Annotated in this window: 16 protein-coding genes and 1 riboswitch; of the genes, 8 read left to right on the top strand and 8 right to left on the bottom strand. The window is 65.3% G+C overall.

What is annotated here, in order from left to right; all coding sequences use genetic code 11:
• Positions 1–4: 4 nt before the first annotated feature.
• The 3 genes from WN982_RS29420 to cbiE are packed head-to-tail and all read right to left on the bottom strand — an operon-like array spanning position 5 to position 3068.
• Positions 5–730, bottom strand: a complete 726-nt coding sequence (locus tag WN982_RS29420; protein ID WP_341319080.1) for a cobalt-precorrin-6A reductase — start codon at positions 728–730, stop codon at positions 5–7.
• The gene (locus WN982_RS29415; RefSeq protein ID WP_341319079.1) at positions 727–1824 is read right to left on the bottom strand and encodes a cobalt-precorrin-5B (C(1))-methyltransferase; all 1098 of its coding nucleotides are present in this window, start codon (positions 1822–1824) and stop codon (positions 727–729) included. Before WN982_RS29415 ends, WN982_RS29420 begins: the two co-directional genes overlap by 4 nt.
• Positions 1824–3068: a precorrin-6y C5,15-methyltransferase (decarboxylating) subunit CbiE gene (cbiE, locus tag WN982_RS29410; protein ID WP_341319078.1), complete on the bottom strand. Its 1245-nt coding sequence runs from the start codon at positions 3066–3068 to the stop codon at positions 1824–1826. Before cbiE ends, WN982_RS29415 begins: the two co-directional genes overlap by 1 nt.
• An 84-nt stretch (positions 3069–3152) precedes the next feature.
• A riboswitch (cobalamin riboswitch) is annotated at positions 3153–3332 on the top strand.
• 82 nt (positions 3333–3414) lie between these two features.
• On the opposite strand from cbiE, the gene cobG reads away from it, so the two are divergent.
• From cobG to cobJ, 4 genes are read left to right on the top strand one after another with little or no spacing between them, the layout of a single operon-like run.
• A complete protein-coding gene (gene cobG / locus WN982_RS29405) occupies positions 3415–4887 on the top strand; it encodes a precorrin-3B synthase (protein ID WP_341319077.1) in 1473 nt (490 codons plus the stop codon).
• Positions 4880–5506, top strand: a complete 627-nt coding sequence (locus WN982_RS29400; protein WP_341319076.1) for a precorrin-8X methylmutase — start codon at positions 4880–4882, stop codon at positions 5504–5506. Before cobG ends, WN982_RS29400 begins: the two co-directional genes overlap by 8 nt.
• On the top strand, positions 5507–6238 hold the full coding sequence (locus tag WN982_RS29395) for a precorrin-2 C(20)-methyltransferase (RefSeq protein ID WP_341319075.1): 732 nt from the start codon (positions 5507–5509) through the stop codon (positions 6236–6238).
• The gene (gene cobJ / locus WN982_RS29390) at positions 6235–7944 is read left to right on the top strand and encodes a precorrin-3B C(17)-methyltransferase (RefSeq protein ID WP_341319461.1); all 1710 of its coding nucleotides are present in this window, start codon (positions 6235–6237) and stop codon (positions 7942–7944) included. Before WN982_RS29395 ends, cobJ begins: the two co-directional genes overlap by 4 nt.
• Before the next feature lie 59 nt (positions 7945–8003).
• On the opposite strand, the gene WN982_RS29385 is transcribed toward cobJ, so the two are convergent.
• Positions 8004–10628: an AAA family ATPase gene (locus tag WN982_RS29385; protein ID WP_341319074.1), complete on the bottom strand. Its 2625-nt coding sequence runs from the start codon at positions 10626–10628 to the stop codon at positions 8004–8006.
• The gene (locus WN982_RS29380) at positions 10625–11767 is read right to left on the bottom strand and encodes a DNA repair exonuclease (protein ID WP_341319073.1); all 1143 of its coding nucleotides are present in this window, start codon (positions 11765–11767) and stop codon (positions 10625–10627) included. Before WN982_RS29380 ends, WN982_RS29385 begins: the two co-directional genes overlap by 4 nt.
• Before the next feature lie 191 nt (positions 11768–11958).
• On the opposite strand from WN982_RS29380, the gene WN982_RS29375 reads away from it, so the two are divergent.
• The 4 genes from WN982_RS29375 to WN982_RS29360 all read left to right on the top strand — a co-directional run bounded on the left by WN982_RS29375 (position 11959) and on the right by WN982_RS29360 (position 17424).
• Positions 11959–13239: a DUF445 domain-containing protein gene (locus tag WN982_RS29375; RefSeq protein ID WP_341319460.1), complete on the top strand. Its 1281-nt coding sequence runs from the start codon at positions 11959–11961 to the stop codon at positions 13237–13239.
• Positions 13240–13368: 129 nt separating this feature from the next.
• On the top strand, positions 13369–15330 hold the full coding sequence (locus WN982_RS29370; protein ID WP_341319072.1) for an AI-2E family transporter: 1962 nt from the start codon (positions 13369–13371) through the stop codon (positions 15328–15330).
• Between the two features lie 164 nt (positions 15331–15494).
• Positions 15495–17216 carry an FAD-dependent oxidoreductase gene (locus WN982_RS29365; protein WP_341319071.1) on the top strand — a complete coding sequence of 574 codons (1722 nt, stop codon included), beginning with the start codon at positions 15495–15497 and terminating at the stop codon, positions 17214–17216.
• 16 nt (positions 17217–17232) lie between these two features.
• Positions 17233–17424 (top strand): hypothetical protein, encoded by a 192-nt coding sequence (locus WN982_RS29360; RefSeq protein ID WP_341319070.1) that lies wholly within the window; start codon positions 17233–17235, stop codon positions 17422–17424.
• Positions 17425–17486: 62 nt separating this feature from the next.
• Here the strand turns inward: WN982_RS29360 and WN982_RS29355 are convergent, their stop codons facing one another.
• The 3 genes from WN982_RS29355 to WN982_RS29345 are packed head-to-tail and all read right to left on the bottom strand — an operon-like array spanning position 17487 to position 20537.
• Complete coding sequence (locus WN982_RS29355) at positions 17487–18470, bottom strand: 2-dehydropantoate 2-reductase (RefSeq protein ID WP_341319069.1); 984 nt, start codon at positions 18468–18470, stop codon at positions 17487–17489.
• Between the two features lie 16 nt (positions 18471–18486).
• Positions 18487–19278: a class II aldolase/adducin family protein gene (locus WN982_RS29350; RefSeq protein ID WP_341319068.1), complete on the bottom strand. Its 792-nt coding sequence runs from the start codon at positions 19276–19278 to the stop codon at positions 18487–18489.
• Positions 19279–19337: 59 nt separating this feature from the next.
• A complete protein-coding gene (locus tag WN982_RS29345) occupies positions 19338–20537 on the bottom strand; it encodes an amino acid aminotransferase (RefSeq protein ID WP_341319067.1) in 1200 nt (399 codons plus the stop codon).
• Positions 20538–20649: the final 112 nt, after the last annotated feature.

Here is a 20649-nt window from a genome sequence, read left to right as displayed (position 1 = left end):
CCGCTCAGGAGGATAAGTGCCGCAACGCGTCGAGCAATTCGACCACGCCCTCGAACTCGCGATCGGCTGCAGGCAACTCGGGTCGCCGCAGCATGACGACCGGCAGGCCACATTCGCGCGCGACTTCGAGTTTCGCCTCGGTGGCGCTGCCGCCGCTGTTTTTGCTGACCACCACGTCGAACGCTTCGGCGCTGAAAAGCGCTCGCTCGCCTTCGAGCGTGAACGGGCCACGTGCGGCCAGAATCCGGGCGCGGGCATGACCGTCGTGTGGGTCGAGACAGCGCACGGTCCAGAATTGGTGCGGCGGGATGTCGTCGAGATGCGCGAGCGGTTCGCGTCCGAGCGTGAAGAGTGGCCGCCTGAACACGGCGAGCACCGCTGTCAGTTCGCTCCACTGATCGACCATGCGCCAATCGTCGCCGGGTTGCGGATGCCAGCCAGGGCGGCGCAGCGCCCAGCACGGCACGCGCGCGGCATGGCTCGCTTTCACGGCATTTGTGCTGATTTGCGCGGCGTATGGGTGCGTCGCGTCGATCACGAGCCCAATGCGCTTCTGTTCGATGTAGCGCGCCATCCCTTCAGCGCCGCCAAAGCCGCCGACGCGCACCGTACACAACAGGTCGTCCGGCACCTTGCCGAGCCCGGCGAGACTGTACACGTGATCAGCCCCGAGTCGACGCGCGATCTTCAACGCGTCGCCGGTGCCGCCGAGCAGCAGGATGCGCGTCATTGCGCGGCTCCGATCAAATTGCCCTGGCGGTCGATCGCGAACATTTCGACGGCGACCTGCGGCGGCACGATTTTGCGCGCCACCGCGAGCGCATGCTGACAGACGATATCGCCGAGCGGCACGTTTTGCGCACGCGCCAATGCCACCGCTTGCTGACTCGTATTGGCCGCGCGAATCGCCGCCTGTAATGCCGCGTCCGCGCCATGTTCGGACGCCCACACGGCCAGTTGCGCCAGATCGATGCTCGAATTCCGGCTATGCAGATCGAGATGCCCCGCAGCCAGTTTGCTGAGCTTGCCGAAGCCGCCGCAAATGCTCAAGCGTTCGACCGGCGCGCGCTTCATATGCTTGAGCACCGCGCCGACGAAGTCGCCCATTTCGATCAGCGCGATGTCCGGCAGGCCGTAATGCGCGCGCATTGCGTCTTCGCTCGCGTTGCCGGTGCAGGCCGCGACATGCGTGTAGCCGTTCGCACGCGCGACGTCGATGCCCTGATGAATCGACGCGATGTACGCCGAGCACGAGAACGGCCGCACGATTCCGGTGGTGCCGAGAATCGACAGGCCGCCGAGAATGCCGAGGCGCGGGTTCATCGTCTTCAGCGCAAGTTCTTCGCCGCCTTCTACGCCGATCGTCACCTCGAAACCGCCACGGTATGCGTGCTCAGCAGCCAGATCGGTCAGATGCTCAGTCATCATCTTGCGCGGCACCGGATTGATCGCCGGTTCGCCGACCGGCAGCGTCAAGCCCGCACGTGTCACCGTGCCGACACCCGGCCCCGCGTGAAAACTCACGCCTGGTTCGGCGCGCAGCCGCACGCGCGCGAACACGATCGCGCCGTGCGTCACGTCGGGGTCGTCGCCGGCATCCTTAACGGTGCCCGCTTCGGCGCCATCGGCGCCATCGTTGATCAGGCGGCAGAACACCAGCGGCATCGGCACATGCTGGCCCTTGGGCAAGACGATTTCCGCGATCTCGCTGGCGATGCCCGTAAGCAGCAGACGCGCCGCCGCGAGCGACGTCGCGGTGGCGCAACTGCCGGTCGTGTAGCCGCTGCGCAGCGGCGCGGGTTGTTCAGGCGTTTCGTCGCGCATTACGGTTGATGGTGCAATTCGGCCGCGGCCGGCAACATGCTGGCTGTCTTGGTCACGTCGAGCAGCGTAATCGGCAATGCCTGCCGCCAGGTATCGAAGCCGCCGAGCGGTTGCGCGTCGGCGAGCGCAATGCGTGTGAGCGTGCCGCCATGCTGTTCGCGCCACGCTACAAGCGCCGCCTCGCCTTGCAAAGTCACGGCATTGGCGACCAGTCGCCCGCCGGCGCGCAAGCTCGCCCAGCAGGCATCCAGCACGCCCGGCACCGTCACGCCGCCGCCGATGAACACGGCATCCGGTTCGGCCAGACCGTCCAACGCTTCAGGCGCGCGGCCGGCGACGAGTTGCAGCCCCGGCACGCCCAACGCATCGCGATTGTGTTCGATGAGACGCTGACGCTCCGCGTGCCCTTCGATCGCGATCGCGCGGCAGCTCGGATGCGCGCGCATCCATTCGATGCCGATCGAGCCACTGCCCGCGCCGACATCCCACAGTAATTCGCCGGGCGTCGGCGCGAGACGCGCCAGCGTGATGGCGCGCACGTCTCGTTTGGTCAACTGGCCGTCGTGGCGAAAAGCATCATCGGGTAAGCCGGCGGTCAGCGGCAGACGCGGCGCGCCATCCGTTGCGCGGCATTCGAGCGCGATCAGATTCAGTGCCGCCACGTCGCCCGCCGACCATTGATCCGCGCGGCCGTCGATCCGGCGCTCCAGCTCGCCGCCCAGGTGTTCCAGCACGATCATGCGGGTCGCGCCGAAGCCACGCGCGTTCAGTAATTCCGCCAGCGCCGCGGGCGTGCCGCCGTCCGCGCTCAGCACGAACACGCGCGCGCCGTCGTGCAGATGCGCGTTCAGCGCCGGCAGCGGCCGCCCCACCAGCGACACCGTCGTCACATCCTGCAAGGGCCAGCCGAGCCGCGCCGCCGCCAGCGACAACGACGACGGCGCCGGCAGCACCCGCAACTCGCCGGCCGGCAGTTGCCGCGCCAGCGTTGCGCCGACGCCGAACAGCATCGGGTCGCCGCTTGCCAACACGCACACGGGCGCCGCGCGCTCCGCCAGCAAGGGCGCGAGATCGAACGGACGCGGCCACGCCGCGCGGCGGGCGGCCAGGCGCGCGGGCAGCATCGCCAGATGGCGTTCGCCGCCGTACACCACCGACGCTTCCAGCAAAGCGCGCCGCGCGGGCCGCCCCAAGCCGGCGAAGCCGTCATCGCCTATGCCCACCACGGTCAGCCACGCCGACATGCATCCATCCTCATTCTGTACCTTCAAATAATGCGCTGTGCCACGCCGATCAAAGCGTCCAGCCTCGTTGTGCTGTTCGAAAAAAGGCATAATACAGCCGCCGGTGCCCTTCGGGGCCGAAGAGGGAACACAGTGCCGCTGTGGCTGCCCCCGCAACTGTATGCAGCGAGTCCGCCTGCGCTCCGCGCCACTGGTTCGACCGGGAAGGCAGCGGCGGACCACGACCTGCCAGCCAGGAGACCTGCCGGCGAGACTGTTCGTGCCAGCCTACATCGGGCGGGGTGTACCGATGCCGCAGCAATGCCCGCCAGGGCGGTGCTCGGGCCGTCGCGCGACGCTAAACCCGGTGTCCGTATTGAATCACGCTGCGTCTTCCGCTGCTTCGTTTACCGCTGCCCGAGCGCCGCGGCCTTCGGCTTGTCCGGGGCTGCTGCGCATTGTCGCCGCGCGCGATGGCGGGATTTGCCGGATCAAATTGCCCGGCGGCGCATTGAGTGCCGCGCAGGCTGCCGCGATCGCCGAGGCGAGCCAGCGGCATGCCACCGGTGTGATCGAAGTGACAAACCGTGCGAATCTGCAGGTGCGCGGCGTGCGGGACGGGCAGGAAGCGGCGTTGATTGCGGCTTTGGTGTCGGCCGGTCTCGGGCCGGCTCCTGCGAGTGGCGGCGTAGATGCTGCCACCTGGTCGGCTTCTGCAGTATCCGCTGCCGATGACGTGCGCAACGTGATGATCAGCCCCGCAGCGGGACGCGATCCGTTCGCGCTGTACGACACCACTTCGCTGACCGCCGAGCTTCTCGCGCTGTTGCAAAGCGAAACGCGTTTTGCAGCGCTGTCGCCGAAATTCGCCTTGCTGCTCGACGGCGGCGAACGTCTTGCCAGGCTCGATCATCCGCATGATGTGTGGCTCGCGGCGACGCAGGCGCACGACGGCGTGAGATTTGTCTTTGGATTAGCGGGATGTCCGCCCACGGCGGCCAATGCGGCGGCCGTACATGTGGCTCGCGCGAGCGAGTTCGCTACTGACGCGTCGCGTGCAAGCGCCCTCGCCGCCGTCCTGCCGTCGCAAGTCGTCCAACTGGTTCGCGCGCTTCTGCACACGTTTCTCGATCTGGCCGCCGCCGACGCCACGCGCATACGCCATCTGCTCGCCACGCATTCCGTCGGCGCGGTATTGCAGCACGCTCAAACGTATGTCGATTTCCCGCTGTCACGCGACGCGTCGCTCGCCGACTGGCAGCGCGGCGCGCCTGCCGATGCCGCGCTGCGGCTCGGCGCACACGCTCAACGCGTAGTGGGAACGTGGCACGTGGGCGGCCATCCGCCGCTCGGACGCCTCGACGCCGCGACCTTGCACGGCCTCGCCGCGCTGGCTCGGCAGCAAGGCAACGGCACAATGCGCATGACGCCCTGGCAAAGCGTGCTGCTGCCCGATATCACTGCGGACGCCGTGCCGGCCGTGCTTGCTGAACTGAACGCGTTAGGCCTTGCGTGCGATCCCGCGCAGCCCATCACACGTCTGATCGCCTGCGCCGGCTCGACCGGTTGCGCAAAAAGTCTCGCCGACACCAAAGCCGACGCGCTGCAATTAGCCGCTCGCTTGCCCGACGGCGTCGACGTCCATCTGAGCGGCTGCCCGCGCTCGTGCGCCGCCGCGCATTGCGCGCCGTACACGCTGCTGGCCGTGGCGCCCGGCACGTACGACCTTTATCGACGCGACACCTCGGCGGATTTCGGCGAGTGCGTCGCGCACCAACTGACGATCGAACAGGCCGCCGACATGCTCGAACAATTGGCCCGGAGCCCTTTAGATGCTTGATTACATTCGCGACGGTCAGGAGATCTATCGCCAATCCTTCGCGACGATTCGCGCCGAGGCCGATCTGTCGCGCATCCCCGCCGACCTCGAGAAACTCGCCGTGCGCGTGATCCACGCCTGCGGGATGGTCGACGTGATCGACGATCTGAGTTTTTCCGCAGGCGCAGGCACCGCGGGCCGCACGGCGCTGGCGCAAGGCGCGCCGATTCTGTGCGATGCGGGCATGGTCGCGCAAGGCATTACGCGAGCACGACTGCCCGCGAATAACGAAGTGATCTGCACGCTTACGCATATGGACGTGCCGTCGTTGGCGCGCGAACTCGGCAACACGCGTTCGGCCGCCGCGCTCGAATTGTGGCGTCCGCATCTGGCGGGCAGCGTCGTCGTGATCGGCAATGCGCCGACTGCCCTCTTTCATCTGCTCGACATGCTCGATGCCGGCGCGCCAAAGCCCGCGTTGATTCTCGGTTTTCCGGTCGGCTTCGTCGGCGCGGCGGAATCGAAAGCGCTGCTCGCAGAAGACAGCCGCGGCGTGCCCTACGTGGTGGTCCACGGCAGACGCGGCGGCAGTGCGATGGCCGCCGCCGCCGTCAATGCGCTGGCTACGGAGGTCGAGTAAATGAGCGCGCAAGGACGTTTGTTCGGACTCGGCGTCGGTCCCGGCGACCCGGAACTGATCACGCTGAAAGCGCTGCGGCTGCTGAAAGCCGCGCCGGTGGTCGCGTATTTCGTGGCGAAGGGCAAGAAAGGCAACGCGTTCAGCATCATCGAAGCGCATCTGAACGACACGCAACAGCATCTGCCGCTCGTCTATCCGGTCACGACCGAAGCGCTCGAACCGCCGCTCTCGTATGAAGCGATCATCGCCGACTTCTACGACACCGCCGCCGGAATCGTCGCTGCTCATCTAGACGCGGGCCGCGATGTCGCGGTGATCTGCGAAGGCGATCCGTTTTTCTACGGCTCGTATATGTATCTGCACGACCGGCTCGCCGCGCGCTTCGAAGCCGAAGTGGTGCCGGGCGTGTGCTCGATGCTCGGCGGCGCAGCCGTGCTCGGCTCGCCGCTGGTGTATCGCAATCAGAGTTTGTCGGTGCTTTCCGGCGTGTTGCCCGAAGACGAATTGCGCCGGCGTCTCGCCGATGCCGACGCCGCCGTCGTGATGAAACTCGGCCGCAATTTCGACAAGGTGCGGCGCGTGCTGGGCGAACTCGGTCTCGCGGATCGCGCGCTCTACGTCGAACGCGCAACGATGGGCAATCAGCGCATCGTGCCGCTCGCGGAAGTCGATCCGATGGCGTCGCCGTATTTTTCGCTGCTCGTGGTGCCGGGGGAAAAATGGCAAGGATGATGCCGCCCGCGATCGTGATTCTCGGCGCGGGCGCGTTGGCGACCGCGCGGCGCGTGCAGGCGCTGTATGCCGGTGCGCAGGTGCACGCTTTACAGGGGCGTGTCGAAGCCGACGTCTCGTACATTGAACTCGGTGCGCATCTGGGTGAGCTGTATGCGCGCGGCACGCCGATCGTCGCGCTGTGCGCGGCCGGCATCGTGATTCGCTGCGTCGCGCCGCTGCTGTCGAACAAGGGCGTCGAACCGCCGGTACTGGCCGTCGCCGAAGACGGCAGCGCGGTCGTGCCGCTGCTCGGCGGACTCGCGGGCGTCAACGTGATGGCGCGCGAAATCGCCGCCGCGCTGGCCGTGCCGCCCGCGATCACGACGAGCGGCGAACTGCGCTTCGGTACCTGCGTGCTCAATCCGCCTGAAGGCTATGCGTTGGCCGACCTCGCGCAGGGCAAGCGTTTCGTGTCGGATCTGCTGGCAGGTGAAAGCACGCGAATCGAAGGCGAAGCGCCGTGGCTCGATGATGCGCAATTGCCGCGTTCGAGCTCGGCGCGTCTGGCGATTCGTGTGACGCCGCGTGCATGGCATGGCGATGCCGACGAGTTGGTGATTCATCCGCGTAGTGTGGTTGCAGCGCTAACAGGTTCGGGTTCGGGCGCACAGATCGCCGGGCATGTGCGCGAAGCGTTGGATACGCACGGTCTCGCGGCGCTTTCGCTGGCGGCGCTGCTGGCAGCGTCGGAACGGATGACCGACCCGGCGCTCGCCGAAGCCGCCGCGAGTTTGAACGTGCCGCTGCGGTTCGCTCAAACGCGCCCGGAAGATGGCGAGCCGCCGCGCAATGTGCTGCATGCCGCACTGCGCATCCCCTACGAAACGCTGCACGACGACGCCAACGCGGGCATTGCGCTGGCGCTGGCCCCGCTTGCTATCGATCCCGACAGCATTGGCCGTGCGCGCGGCCGCCTCACGGTGATCGGTCTCGGTCCGGGCAGCGCCGATCTGATGGTGCCCGCGGCGCGCACGGCGCTCAACGAGGCGACCGATATCCTCGGCTACGACACCTACGTGAAAATGGCCGGCCCGTTGCGCGCCGATCAACGCGTGCATGGCACGGACAATCGCGAGGAAATGCAACGCGCGCGTCATGCGTTCGAACTGGCGAGCACGGGACGATCGGTGGTGATGGTGTCGTCGGGCGATCCAGGCGTGTTCGCGATGGCGGCTGCGGTGCTTGAAGCGCTGGAAGGCGCGGAGCACACCGACTGGGCAGCAGTCGAGCTTTCGATCGTACCGGGCGTGTCCGCGGCAATGGCCACTGCGGCGCAAGCCGGCGCGCCGCTGGGACATGACTTCTGCATGCTCTCGCTATCCGATAACCTGAAGCCCTGGACGATCATCGAAAAACGCCTCAGGCACGCGGCCGAAGCGGATCTCGTGATGGCGTTCTATAACCCGATCTCGCGCGCGCGACCGTGGCAGCTGGATAAGGCGCTGGATATCGTGCGGGAATATCGCGCCGCGGCTACGAAAGTGGTGCTCGGGCGCGATGTCGGCAGAGCGGGCGGCACGCTGCGTACGACCACGCTCGGCGAACTGCGTTCCTCCGATGTGGATATGCGGACGATGGTGATCGTCGGTTCGTCGACAACGCGGGGCTTTGCGCGTGGTGACGATGGTCGTGAGTGGGTTTATACGCCGCGGTGGTATGAGTGAATCGAAGCGTGCTTTCGAGGCTTACCTAGGCGCACGTCCCCTAACCACCGCACCGCGCCCTAAGCCGCCACCCTCAAATCCTCAAGCGCCCGCTGTCTCACACCAAGATCGTCCCAAAGCTCCGGATGGCACGTGAACACCAGAATCTGATGCCGCGTCGCGGCATCGATCAACGCGCGTTTGATTGCATCGCGCCGCGCGGCGTCGGTGTGCACAGCGGCGTCGTCGAGCATCAGCAACGTGGGGCGGCCTGAAGCCTTCAACAAATCCGCATACGCCAGCCGCGTCAGAATACCGAGTTGCTCGCGGGTGCCGAAGCTCAATGCATCGAGCGTATCGGCGCGACCGTCGCGCTCCAAAGTCGCGGGACTCAGATCGTCGCCGAGTGCGATCGTCGACTGCGGGAAAATCCGCTTCAGATAGTGCCCGAGCCGCTCGGTCAGCGGCGCACGCAATTGCGCCACAGCCGTATCGCGCTCGTCGACCAACACCTCGTCGAGCAAACTCAATGCGCTCGCCCGCAAACTCAGTTCGTCCCTGCGGCGAGTGGCCTGCTCCACCGCTGCCTCCACAGCCGCGAGACGCTCGCCAAGCCCGGAGGCGCCGACCGTTTCCAGTTGACTGCGCAATTCCGCAATCCGCAGTTGCCGCTCGTGCTGCTCGTTGCGCGCGAGTTCAGCCGACGCCCGGTAGCGCTTCGCCTCAGCCGCCGGATCATCGAGGCGCGCCGCCTCCAGTTCGCGCTCGCGTCCTTCGAGCTGCTTTTTCAACACCTCCACCTGCACGCGTTGCTCGACGATTTTCGTCTGCCACTGCGCACGGTTGCGGCAAAACGCTTCGTCTTGCATTTGCTGCTCTTTGCGTTGCAGCTGCCCGGCGAGCGATTCGGTCGTGGCCGTCGCGGTCGAGCGGTTTTCCGCGGCCTGCGCCAGCACTTTTCTGGCGGCTTCCAACGCATCGCGAGCGATGTCGGCAGCGCGGCGTGCATCGTCGGGCGGCAGCGCGGCGGAAACATCGGGCAACATCGCCAGACGCTCATTCGATGTCTCCAACCGTGCGGCTGCCGAAGCCAACGCGGCGCGCAGCGCGTCGATACCCTGTGGCGCGTGCACTTCGAGAATTTTCGCCTGGCTTTTCTGCTGCGCGACGAGCGTCTTCCACTGCTCATGGCGCGCCTGCGCTTCGCCCAGCGACGCCACACCCAGCGTCTTCAAAAGTTGAGCATGCTGAGATTCGAGCGACGCCAGTTCAGTGAGCTGCGCGGACAGATCGGACACACCCGGGATCACGCGCAATTCGCCGAGATCGCCGAGACCGATCAACTTCTCCTCGTCGAGACGCAGCACGCCCTCGCCGGTCACCTGCGCATCGCCGACCGTGATCGCGCCGTTCAGCCGGTATTCGATGCGTGTCATCGCAGCATCGGTTCGCGCGCGCAGCACCGTCAATTCGCTATCGAGCGATTGCAGCCGTTTCAGTTGCGTCGCGTCGATTTCAAGCGCGGCCGCTGCACGTGTTGCCTCGAGAACGGCCTCGTTCGCCTTGCCGGCCGCGGCAATAGCCGCTTCGAGCCGCTCGCTTTCCGCACGATGCAGAGCAATCTGACTGCGCAGATCGCCCGCCATGACGGCGGCGTTAGCCAGTTCAAGCACACGGCTGGCATCGCCATACGCCTGCTCCAACTGCGCAACACGCGCCACCGCATCGCCATGCTCATTCTGGGCAGTCAGCACGCCGGCTCGCGCGGCGTCGAGTTGTTGCCGCTCGCGGGAAATTGCGGCCTCCAGTTCCGTCGCGCCCTGCTCCTGCTGCAACGACAACGCCAGCTCCGCCTCGTTCACTTGCAGCGACTGCGCAAGCCCCTGAAGACTGCGTTCGAGTTCCGCCGCGGCATCGGCGCGCTGTTGCGCCAGCACCGCCTTCTGCTCGTGCAGCGCCCAGGGCCGCTTGCGTTGCGCATCGTCGAAGGCTTCCTGCTGCGTGGCTAGACGCGCAATGTTCTCCTCAAACTGCAGACGCTGCTGTTCCAGCTCATCGCGCTCGGCAGTCAGCGCCGTCAATGCCTGCTCGGCGTCGGCCAGCGGCCCAGTGGATTTCTGCGTGCGCGCGGTCAGCAACTGACGAAGCTCGCGCTGCACGGCGGCGATCAACGCATCCTCGCCCGCCGATTCATTGCTTCCCGATAGCTGCGACAGCGCATCGCGCAGATACTGTGCCGCGTGGCCGGTCGAATCGCGCACCTCCTGCGTGCCGCCTTGTTGCACCCACAACAAACCCGGCACGCCGGCGTTCTCGGCCTTGAGCGGCCCACGCGCCGGACGCGAAAACCCGAGTAACGCGGCAAGCTTGTCTTCGGCTTCGTCTTCGCCGAACACAGCCTGACCGATGCTCAGATCGCAGCGCTGCCGCGTGACGAAGTGCTTCGACAGCTTGCACGCGGTGCCGTCGAGGTCGAACGTCACTTCCACCGACGGCTGCCCGCTCGCCTTGCCCCATGGCAGCAAGTCTTTCAGATGCGACGCCTTATAGCGCTCGAGGAACACCGTCCGCACGGCCTCGGCGATCGTGCTCTTGCCTGCCTCGTTGGGGCCGGTGAACAGATTGAGCCCGGGTTGCAAATCGTCGATGACGAGCCGGCCGGTGAACTGCTTGAACTCCTGAATCGCGATACTTTCCAGCTTCATGCGGACCTCGCTTCGCGCGGCAGTTCACGTTGAAAACGTGCAAGAAGCAGCAACGCCTCCGCGGCTCGCGTCGCTTGTTGCGGGTCGGCCTGCGGGTCTTCCTGCAAGCCACGCAGACGCGCCACCACCTTCGCGAGGTAACCGCTTTGCGCGCCGAGCTCGGCGAGGTCGTCAGCGGTGGGCAGCACGTGCAGGCCGCCCAGATCGACACGCAACGCACGCACGCGTGCGCGGGCCTCTTCCACTGCGACGTGAATCGCTTCGGCCTCGGCCAGCGCGGCCGTGCCGCTCACGACCAGCCGCAGCACGTCGGTGGCGTCCAGCGCGGCGAGCCGCGCCTTCAGCGAGTCCACATCGGTCGGCACCGAAATCACTGCCTCCCACCGATGCCATTGATATTTGCCGACCCGCACCGGCTCGACCGCCGGCAACGCGCCCGGCTCCGTCAGCGTGACGTCGAGCATGAAGCCAGGATCGTTGGCGCGGAAGCGGTCCTGCTCGTGCGTGCCGGCATACCAGGTACGCTCGTTGACGCGAAAGTGACCGTGCCAGTCGCCGAGCGCGAGATAGTCGAGACGCGCGGTCGCCGCACGCGTCGGCGCGATCGGATTCGACGAATCGATGCCGTCCTGCAAGATCCCGCTGACGCTGCCGTGCGCGAGCCCCACGCGGCAATAGCCGGGCAGCGTTTCGGTTGCGTCGAAAAAGGCGGTGGTGTCGTCGTAGGTGATGCGTTGCGTGAGCGGCGCGCATAGCAAAGCGCATTGGCAGGCGTCGAGCGCCACCACGCCGGGTTCGAGCACGACCCGCACGTTCGGCGCAATGCAGTTCAGACGCTGCGCGCGGGTCCAGACGCTTTCGACCAGCGCGGCATCGTGATTGCCCGGCAACATGATCCAGGGGCCGGAGAACGCTTGCAGCGCGCCGAACAAACGGCGGATCACCGTGTCCGATGCGGTTTGCTGATCGAACACGTCGCCCGCGACCAGGACGGCGTCGACCTTGCGCGCCGTTGCTTGCGCGGCGATCCGGCGCACGGTCTCGAAGCGCGCTTCCGCGAGGTGCGCGGCTTCGTCCGGCTCGAACTGGCCGAATTGCGTGCCTATCTGCCAGTCCGCGGTGTGCAGAAACCTGATCACTGTGCCTCCATTCTGTTCATTGCCATCGTCGCTTCGCAGTCTAACCGTGGATGTTACCGCGCCATCGGGACTAACAATGCCCCTGGCGAGGAACACACTGCCAGAACCGCGGCGCTACACTCGCGTTTCCGGACGCGCGCGTCAAGCATCAATCGCACCGCATCATGCCAATCGAACCAACCCCGCTGCCCATGAACAAAGAGATCGAGCTGAAAAAGGCCAAGCGCAACCCGTTGCTGTTGCTGCTGGCCGCGGCCTGCATTTTCGTCGTGACCGCTTTCATGCCGCGCGGCATCTGGATCGACGGGATCAAAGCGGTCTCCGAGGCCGCGATGGTCGGCGCGCTCGCCGACTGGTTCGCAGTGGTCGCGCTGTTTCGCCGCGTGCCGATCCCGGTCGTGTCCGCGCACACGGCCATCATTCCGAGAAACAAGCACAAGATCGCCGACAACCTCGCGGTCTTCGTGCAGGACAAGTTTCTGGATGTGTCGTCGATCGTCGGGCTGATCCAGAAACACAACCCGGCGCAAAGCATTACGTCCTGGCTCACCACGCCGGCCAACACCGAGCGTTTGGGCAACTACGTCGTCAAACTGACGGGCGGCATTCTCGAGTTGACCGACGACGTGCGCATCCAGGTCTTCATCAAGGACGCGCTGCGCGACGTGCTCGCGAAAGTGGATCTATCCCAATCGATGGGCTCGATTCTCGACACGCTGACCAAAGACGGCCGTCATCAGGAATTGCTCGACGCCGGCATCGAGCAGGTGGTGGCGCTGCTGCGCGAGCCGCAGGCGCGTGAATTCATCGCTGAGCGCATCGTCGATTGGTTCAAAAGCGAATATCCGGCCATGGAAAAAATCCTGCCGTCCGCGTGGATCGGCGAAAAAGGCGCCGAAACGATCGCCAACGTGGTAAACCGAATGCTCGAGCAGATCAGCAAGAACCCGGCCCATCAGTTGCGTCAGAAGTTCGACGACGTCGTGCAACGGCTGATCGCGAGGCTCAAAGCGGATCCGGCTTACCTGCAAAAAGGCGAGGAACTGAAACGCTACCTGGTGGAAGGCGACGCCCTCAGCACCTACGTGAAAGACATGTGGGGCGAATTGCGCGCCTGGCTCAAGCGCGATCTGGAGAGCAGCGAATCGGCGTTGCATGCGAGAGTGGTCGCGATGGGCCAATGGGTGGGCCGCGAACTGGCGCACGATCCGGCACTGCGCCAATCGCTGAACGACCACCTCGAAGAAGCGGCGCGCGCAATGGCGCCGGACTTCGCTAAATTCCTCACGCGCCACATCAGCGACACGGTGAAGAACTGGGACGCACGCGAAATGTCACGGCAGGTCGAACTGAACATCGGCAAGGATTTGCAGTACATCCGTATCAACGGGACGATCGTCGGCGGCTTCATCGGCTTGTTGCTGTATGCAAGCTCGCTACTGTTCGAACTGTTGCGGCTGCATATGGGATGAGACCGCCGCCCGTCAAAACGCCTACAATCCAGGCATACGAATTGCTGACGCTCTCTATCGGCTGCCGCAGCTCCCTCCGCGCGCGCGCTCGATAAAGCCCCCCACGCAACTACATCGGAAAGTGTGCTCATGAAACTATCGTTACCGCCGCATGGGCGGCCGAACCGCGTATACCCGCCAGGAACGCCCGGCCTGCATGGTTTGGCCTCGATAATCACCGGCGTGGTGGTGGTTTGCGCGCTCTACTTCGGGCGCGCGGTGCTGATCCCGATCACGCTGTCGGTGCTGCTCAGCTTTCTGCTTGCGCCGCTGGTGCAGGCGTTGCGGCGGCTGCACATGGGCCAGTTGCCGTCGATCTTTATCGCGGTGCTGTTCGCCCTGTCCACGTTGCTGGCCGTCGGCGGCCTGATCGGCGCGCAGCTCGTGCAACTGGCAAACGATCTTCCGCAGTATCAGGAGGCCATCGAACAGAAGATCGAGACGGTGCAGGAGAAGACCGTAGGGCGCGCCGATTCGCTGATGAGCCGCGCCGCCGCCACGTTGCAACGCGTCGCGCCGAGCAAGCCGACCCCGCCGCGCCCCACCGGACGCGCCGCCCGCAATGCGCCGGCCGTGCCGACGCCCGTTGAAGTCCACGAGCCGTCGCCGACTCCGCTGCAACTTGCTCAACGCGCGTTGTCACCGGCAATCGCACCGATCGAGACCGGCTTCATCGTGATGGTCGTGACGATCTTCATCCTGCTGCAGCGTGAAGATCTGCGCGACCGTTTGATCAGTCTTTTCGGCTCGCGGGATCTGCATCGCACCACGACCGCGATCAACGATGCCGCCGGGCGGCTCAGCCGCTACTTCGTCGCGCAACTGGGCGTGAACCTCAGTGCGGGCGGCGCCATCGCCATCGGCCTTGCGATCATCGGCGTGCCGGGCGCGCTACTGTTCGGCGTGATCGCCGCGTTGCTGCGCTTCGTGCCGTACATCGGCATCTGGATCGCCGCGATACTCGCCGTGTTTCTCGCCGCCGCGATCCAGCCGCAATGGACCATGGCCGTCTACACGCTGATCCTGTTCATCGTCGTCGACGTGGTTGCCGGACAGATCGCCGAGCCGTTGCTGTACGGTCATCGCTCGGGCCTGTCGCCTCTGGCTGTAGTGGTGGCGGCAATTTTCTGGAGCTGGCTGTGGGGGCCGATCGGGCTCGTGCTGTCGACGCCGCTCACCTTGTGCGTCGTCACGCTGGGCCGTTACGCCGACCGGCTGAACTTCCTGACCGTGTTGCTGGGAGACCAGCCGGCGCTCACGCCCGCGCAGACTTTCTATCAGCGGTTGCTCGCGGACGATCCACATGAAGCGATCGTGCAGGCCGAGCGGCTGCTGCGCGAGATGTCGTTGATCGATTACTACGACAAAGTCGCGCTGGAAGGGCTCAAGCTCGCCCGCAACGATGCGTTGCGCGGCGTGCTGATGCCTGAGCAGTTGGCGCGGATCAACGACGCGCTGGTGGATATCGTCGAGAACCTGGAAATCGCGGACGGCGTGCCGGATCGTCTGTCGCGCCCGGAGCCGGCTGAATCCGCCGCAGCCGCATTGGCTTCGGCATCGGCTGATCTTTCGGAGCGGCACGACAGTCACATTCCGGCTCGCTCGCATACGCACCAGGCAACCGGAAAGACCTCGGTGCTCTGTGTGCCCGGACGCGGCGCGTTCGACGAAGTGATCACTGCGGTCGCCGTGCAATTGCTTGCGCGCCAGGGCCTTGCACCGATGATGGCCACCCACTCGGGTTATCGTAGCGCGCATGCCGACGAACCGAGCTTCAAGGACGCGCCGATCATCTGCATCGTCTCGCTCGACGCGCCGGAATGGCCGCCGTATCTGCGCAATATGCTGCGGCGCACCCGCGAATGGCGCCCGAGGGCGACGGTGATCGTGGGCGTTGGAGACAACTCATCGGAAGACGGGGCCGAAACGGGGGCGAGCGGCGCCTCGCACGCGGCGCCGACGTTCCGCGCGATGATCGAAGAGTGCCAGGTCGCGTCCACCTTGCAGCACACGCGCCAGCCGTCGCACGTGGCGGGGGCCGGGGCCGGCTAAGCCAGGCGCTCCTCCGGCCTGCGCGCCAACCCCTCCCTGTACCCAAAATGAGGACAGGCCCTGGCCGCCCCTCCTTCATACTTCGCTGATCGATTCGCACCGCCCCTGAAGAGCGCCCAAGCCCCGGCGGGCAATCATCTGCAGCGAAGATCCAGGAGACACGCATGAGCCGCACCTTCAAACCCTATCCGTTCACGCCTCGTCACTATGCCGGCATCGTGCCGCCGCTGGTCGACGGATTCGACCCGTTGCAGCGCGCGGTGGCGATTGTCGGCGGCGGTCCGGTCGGCATGACGCTGGCGCTCGCGCTGGCCCGCCAGGGCGTGCGCTCGGTGCTGATCGAAGCCGACGACGGCGTATGCACCGGCAGCCGCGCGATCTGCATCTCGCGGCGCAGTCTGGAGATTTTCAAGCGGCTGGGCGTGGTGGACGGCTTCCTGCAAAAAGGCTTGCCGTGGACCGGCGGACGCAGCTTCTACCGCGAAGCGGAAGTGTTCCGTTTTTCGATGCATCAGGACGACGAGCAATCGCTGCCGCCGATGATCAACATCGCGCAGTACCAGATCGAACAGTTGCTGCTCGATGAAGTGGAACAGCACACCGATCTGATCGAAATCCGCTGGCAAACCCGCGTGACCGGTATCGAGCAACACGGTGACGACGGCGCGGGCGGCGCCACGCTGGATCTGCGCACCGCCGACACCGCATGGCAAATGCGCGCCGGCTGGGTGGTCGCGTGCGACGGCGGCCGCAGCACGATTCGCGACGCGCTCGGCCTCAAGCTCACCGGCACCACCTACGAAGGCCGTTACGTGATCGTCGATATCGAGTTGAAGAGCGAACGCCCCACCGAACGCCTCGCCTATTTCGATCCGCCGTCCAATCCTGGCTCGACGGTGCTGGTGCACAAGCAGCCCGACAACGTCTGGCGCATCGACTACCAGCTTCGCGACGACGAAGACCCCGACGTCGCGGTCCAGCCTGAAAACGTCATGCCGCGCGTGCAGAGCGTGCTCGATTCGATGGGCGAAACCGGCGACTGGTCGCCGATCTGGATCACCGTCTACAAAGCCAATGCCTTGACGCTCGAGCGCTATCGCCACGGCTGCGTGCTCTTCGCCGGCGACGCCGCGCATCTCGTGCCGATTTTCGGCGTGCGCGGTGCGAATTCCGGCATCGACGACGCCGACAATCTCGGCTGGAAACTTGGTTGCGTCGTCAACGGCATTGCGTCGGCTCGTCTGCTCGACAGTTACAGCGACGAGCGCGCGTTCGCGGCGCGCGAAAACCTGAGCTACGGGATGAAGAGCACCGAATTCATGGCGCCGCCGTCGTTCGCCTTCGACCTGATGCGCAATGCCGTGCTCGGACTTGCCGAGCGGCATCCCGCCGTGCGGCCCTTGATCAATCCGCGGCAGACGCATGCGATCGCCTATGTTCAATCGCCGCTCAATCGGGTTGCGGCCGATGCATCGGGTGCATTCACCAGCGGGCCGGCGCCTGGCGCTGTGCTGCCGGAATGCAGACTCAAACGCGCGTGCGAAGGCGTCAGCGCAGATATCCATCTCACGGATCTGCTAGGGCCCTGTTTCACCGCGCTCCGCTTCGGCGCCGACGCCACGCACGACACCGTCTGGGAACAGCTTCAACACACGCTTGGCGAACAACGTATCCCGTTCAAGACGGTCACCGTGGTCACAGCCGACACGGCGCCGCTCAACGCCAATTCACTTGTATTCGACCACACCGGCCGCCTGCATGACATGCTCGACGCCACGCCCGGCACCGTCTATCTGATCCGGCCCGACGGCCATGTGCTCGCCCGATGGCGCAATGGCGGCGCGGCCGCCGTGCTGGCTGCGGTAACGACCAGCCTGACGATCTAACGCAAGGGGAACCGACATGACCGATAGCGATCTCGACGTCGTCTACACGACACTCTGCAAGACCTTGACCAACGAAGGCGAAGCGCAAGCACCGTTGTATCTCGCCCGCCTTGCGCTGCTTTGTATGACCGAACTGAACGACACGCAAACGGCGTTGTCGCTGATCGAAGCGGCACGGCTTCCATCTTCTTCCGCTTTGACTGCGTGAAGCGCGCATAAAAAAACCGTCCCGCGCAATCAACGTGGGACGGCTCATCGGACCAGCACGCGTCAACGCCCCGGATACAACCCCAGCGTGCTCGCATGCAAACGCGCGAGGCCTAGCAACGCGTCCGTATAGGGTGTCGGCACGCCGGTCAATTGCCCCAACTCGCGCACCGCGGCCACCAGCGCATCGAGTTCGACCGCTTTGCCCGCCTGAACGTCTTGCAGCATCGAGGTCTTCATCGCGCCGAGTTTCAGCGTGACCTCGTGGCGATCCGCCGGCGCCTGCTCGATCGGAATGCCGAAACGCGCGCCGATCTCCTTGGCTTCCAACATGATGCTCGTGACGAAGCCGCGCACCAGTTCGTCGCTGAGAATCCGGTCTGTGGTCGCGCCGGTGATCGCGCTGACCGGATTCATCGTCATGTTGCCCCACAGCTTGTACCAGACGTCGCGCTGAATCTGCTCCGACATCGAAGCATTGAAGCCCGCCGCGGCCAACGTCGCCGTGAGCGCCTTGACGCGCTCGCTCGGCTGCCCGGACGCCTCGCCGACGATCAGCCCATCGCCCTGATGGTGCCTGATGACGCCGGGCGATTCGATCAGACAGCTGGCGTGCACGACGCAACCCACCGTCTGCGCGGTCGGAATGGCAGCGGCAATCGCGCCTTCGGGATCGATCGACTTGAGCCGCTTGCCGGCGAAGTCGCGGCCGAGCCCGTCGCAGAACCACCACGGCACGCCGTTCATCGCGGTGAGCACGATCGTCTGCGCGTTCAGCAACGGTGCAATGTGCGCGGCCACCGACGCCATTGCCGGTCCTTTAACCGCCACCACGACGAGATCCTGCACGCCGAGTTCCGCCGGCTGCTCGCTTGCGTTCACCTTCACGGTATGCGTCTCGCCGCGTTCGATCAGGCGCAAGCCGTTTTGCCGCAAGGCGGCAAGCGTCGCGCCGCGCGCCACCACGCTCACATCGTGGCCGGCCTGCGCGAGTTTCACGCCCATCCAGCCGCCGATTGCGCCCGCACCGTAGATACCTGCTTTCATCGCTTCTATCCTCGCCTCAATCTTTATAGCTGGCGTCGATGCGGTCCACCCGCCGCACCAGCGCATCGAACACATCCTGCCCCGCGCCATGACGCGGATCGAACTGCAACGCGTCGCGCGAGCAGCAGATCGCGACCTCTTCGGGAACTGGCCGCGCGCGGCCCATCGAAAACGTCGCCATCTGAATCTCGCACGCGCGGTTGAGCGTCCACAGCACCGCGAAAGTCTGCGGCACCGTGTGACCCCATGCGAGCAAACCATGGTTACGCAGGATCACCGCCTGCTTGTTGCCGATATGTGCGAGCAGGCGCGGCCCCTCTTCCGCATGCACGGTGATGCCTTCGAAGTCGTGATACGCGATGCGGTCGTGCAATTGCGCGCTGTAGAAGTTGGTTTGCTGCAAACCGTCTTCGAGGCACGCGACCGCGACGCCGGCCGTAGTATGCGTGTGCATCACGCAGTGCGCATCGGGCAAGCCTTCGTGAATCGCCGCGTGCACGACGAACCCTGCCGGATTCACCGGATAAGGCGAATTGTCGAGCACGCGGCCTTGCGCGTCGATCTTCACGAGATTGCCCGCCGTGACCTCGCCGTAGTGCAGGCCGAACGGGTTGATCAGAAAGTGCCGTTCGCCGCCGCTGACGCTCGCCGGCACGCGCAGCGTGATGTGGTTGTAGATCATCTCGGTCCAGCCGAGCATATCGAAGATGCGGTAGCACGCAGCGAGTTGCACGCGTGCCTGCCATTCGTCGGGATGCATCGCGGCGTACGTCGGTGCGGTTGCCGGTGGTACTTCGAGGGTAGTCATCAAGGTCTCCACTTTTATCGTTTCGTTCCTGCGGGCAGCGTGCTGGCAACAATCAGCCGCTATGCGCTCGCCACCACCGCCGCGATCGACGATGCCACATAGTCGGCGTTGCGCGCATTCAAACCGGCCACGCACATACGTCCGGAACGCAGCACATACACCGCGTATTCGCTGCGTAAGCGCTCGACTTGTGTTTCGCTCAGGCCGGTATAGGTGAACATGCCGCGCTGCGCGACGTAACGCGCGCGCATCACTTCATCGACGCGGCCTGCGAGACCTTCGTGAATCGTCTCGCGCATCGCGAGAATCCGCTCGCGCATGGCGCCGAGTTCCGCCTCCCACGAAGCGCGCAACGTCGCATCGGCCAGCACATTGGCAACGAGGCGCGCGCCGTGCGTAGGCGGATTGCTGTAGTTCGCGCGCACCGTCGACATCAATTGACCCAGCACGCGGCCGGCCTCTTCCGCGTTTTTGCAGACCACGCTCAACGCGCCGCAGCGCTCGCCGTACAGCGAGAAATTCTTCGAGAACGAGTTGGCCGCGATCAACGGCACACCGGCTTCGACGAGCAGGCGAACGCATGCCGCGTCTTCTTCCAGACCCGCGCCGAAGCCTTGGTACGCCATGTCGACAAACGGAATCAGTTTGCGGCGCTGCAATACCGGCACCAGTTCGGCCCATTGGGCCTGATCCAGATCGACGCCGGTCGGATTGTGGCAGCACGCGTGCAGCAGCACGATGCTTTGTTCCGGCAAGCGCCCGATCGTGTCGAGCATGTCCGCGAAACGCAAGCCGCCGGTGCGTTCGTCATAGTACGGATAGGTGTTGACCGTGAGGCCCGCGCCTTCGAACACCACCCGATGATTTTCCCAACTCGGGTCGCTGATCCAGATCTGCGAGGCCGGGAAATAACGTTTCAGAAAATCGGCGCCGACCTTCAGCGCGCCCGAGCCGCCGATCGTCTGCAAGGTCGCAATCCGGCCCGCTGCGCGTGCTTCGTTGTCGGCGCCGAACACCAGCGCCTGAGCTGTGTCGCGATACTGCGGCAAGCCGGCCATCGGCAGGTAGGAACGCGGCCCGATCGAATTGAGCAGCGCGGTTTCCGCGCGGCGCACCGCGTCCATCACCGGCAGCTTGCCGGCGTCGTCGAAATAGATGCCGATGCTCAGGTTGACCTTGTTCGGGCGCGGATCGAGTTGAAAGTCCTCGTTCAGGCTCAGGATCGGGTCGCCGGGATAAGCGGGGATATGGTCGAACATGGCAATTCCTTGAGTGTTGGCTTTGCAGAGAGACGAAGTCTAATGCGCCTTTGGATGCGGGTGTCGAGAAAGGCCAGTGTCGGCCAGGTGTGTGTCGGGCACAATCAATCGA

This window comes from Paraburkholderia sp. IMGN_8 (assembly GCF_038050405.1).
GTDB lineage: Bacteria > Pseudomonadota > Gammaproteobacteria > Burkholderiales > Burkholderiaceae > Paraburkholderia.
Note: the sequence above shows the minus strand (reverse complement) of the source record. Positions and strands in the feature narration are given on the sequence as shown.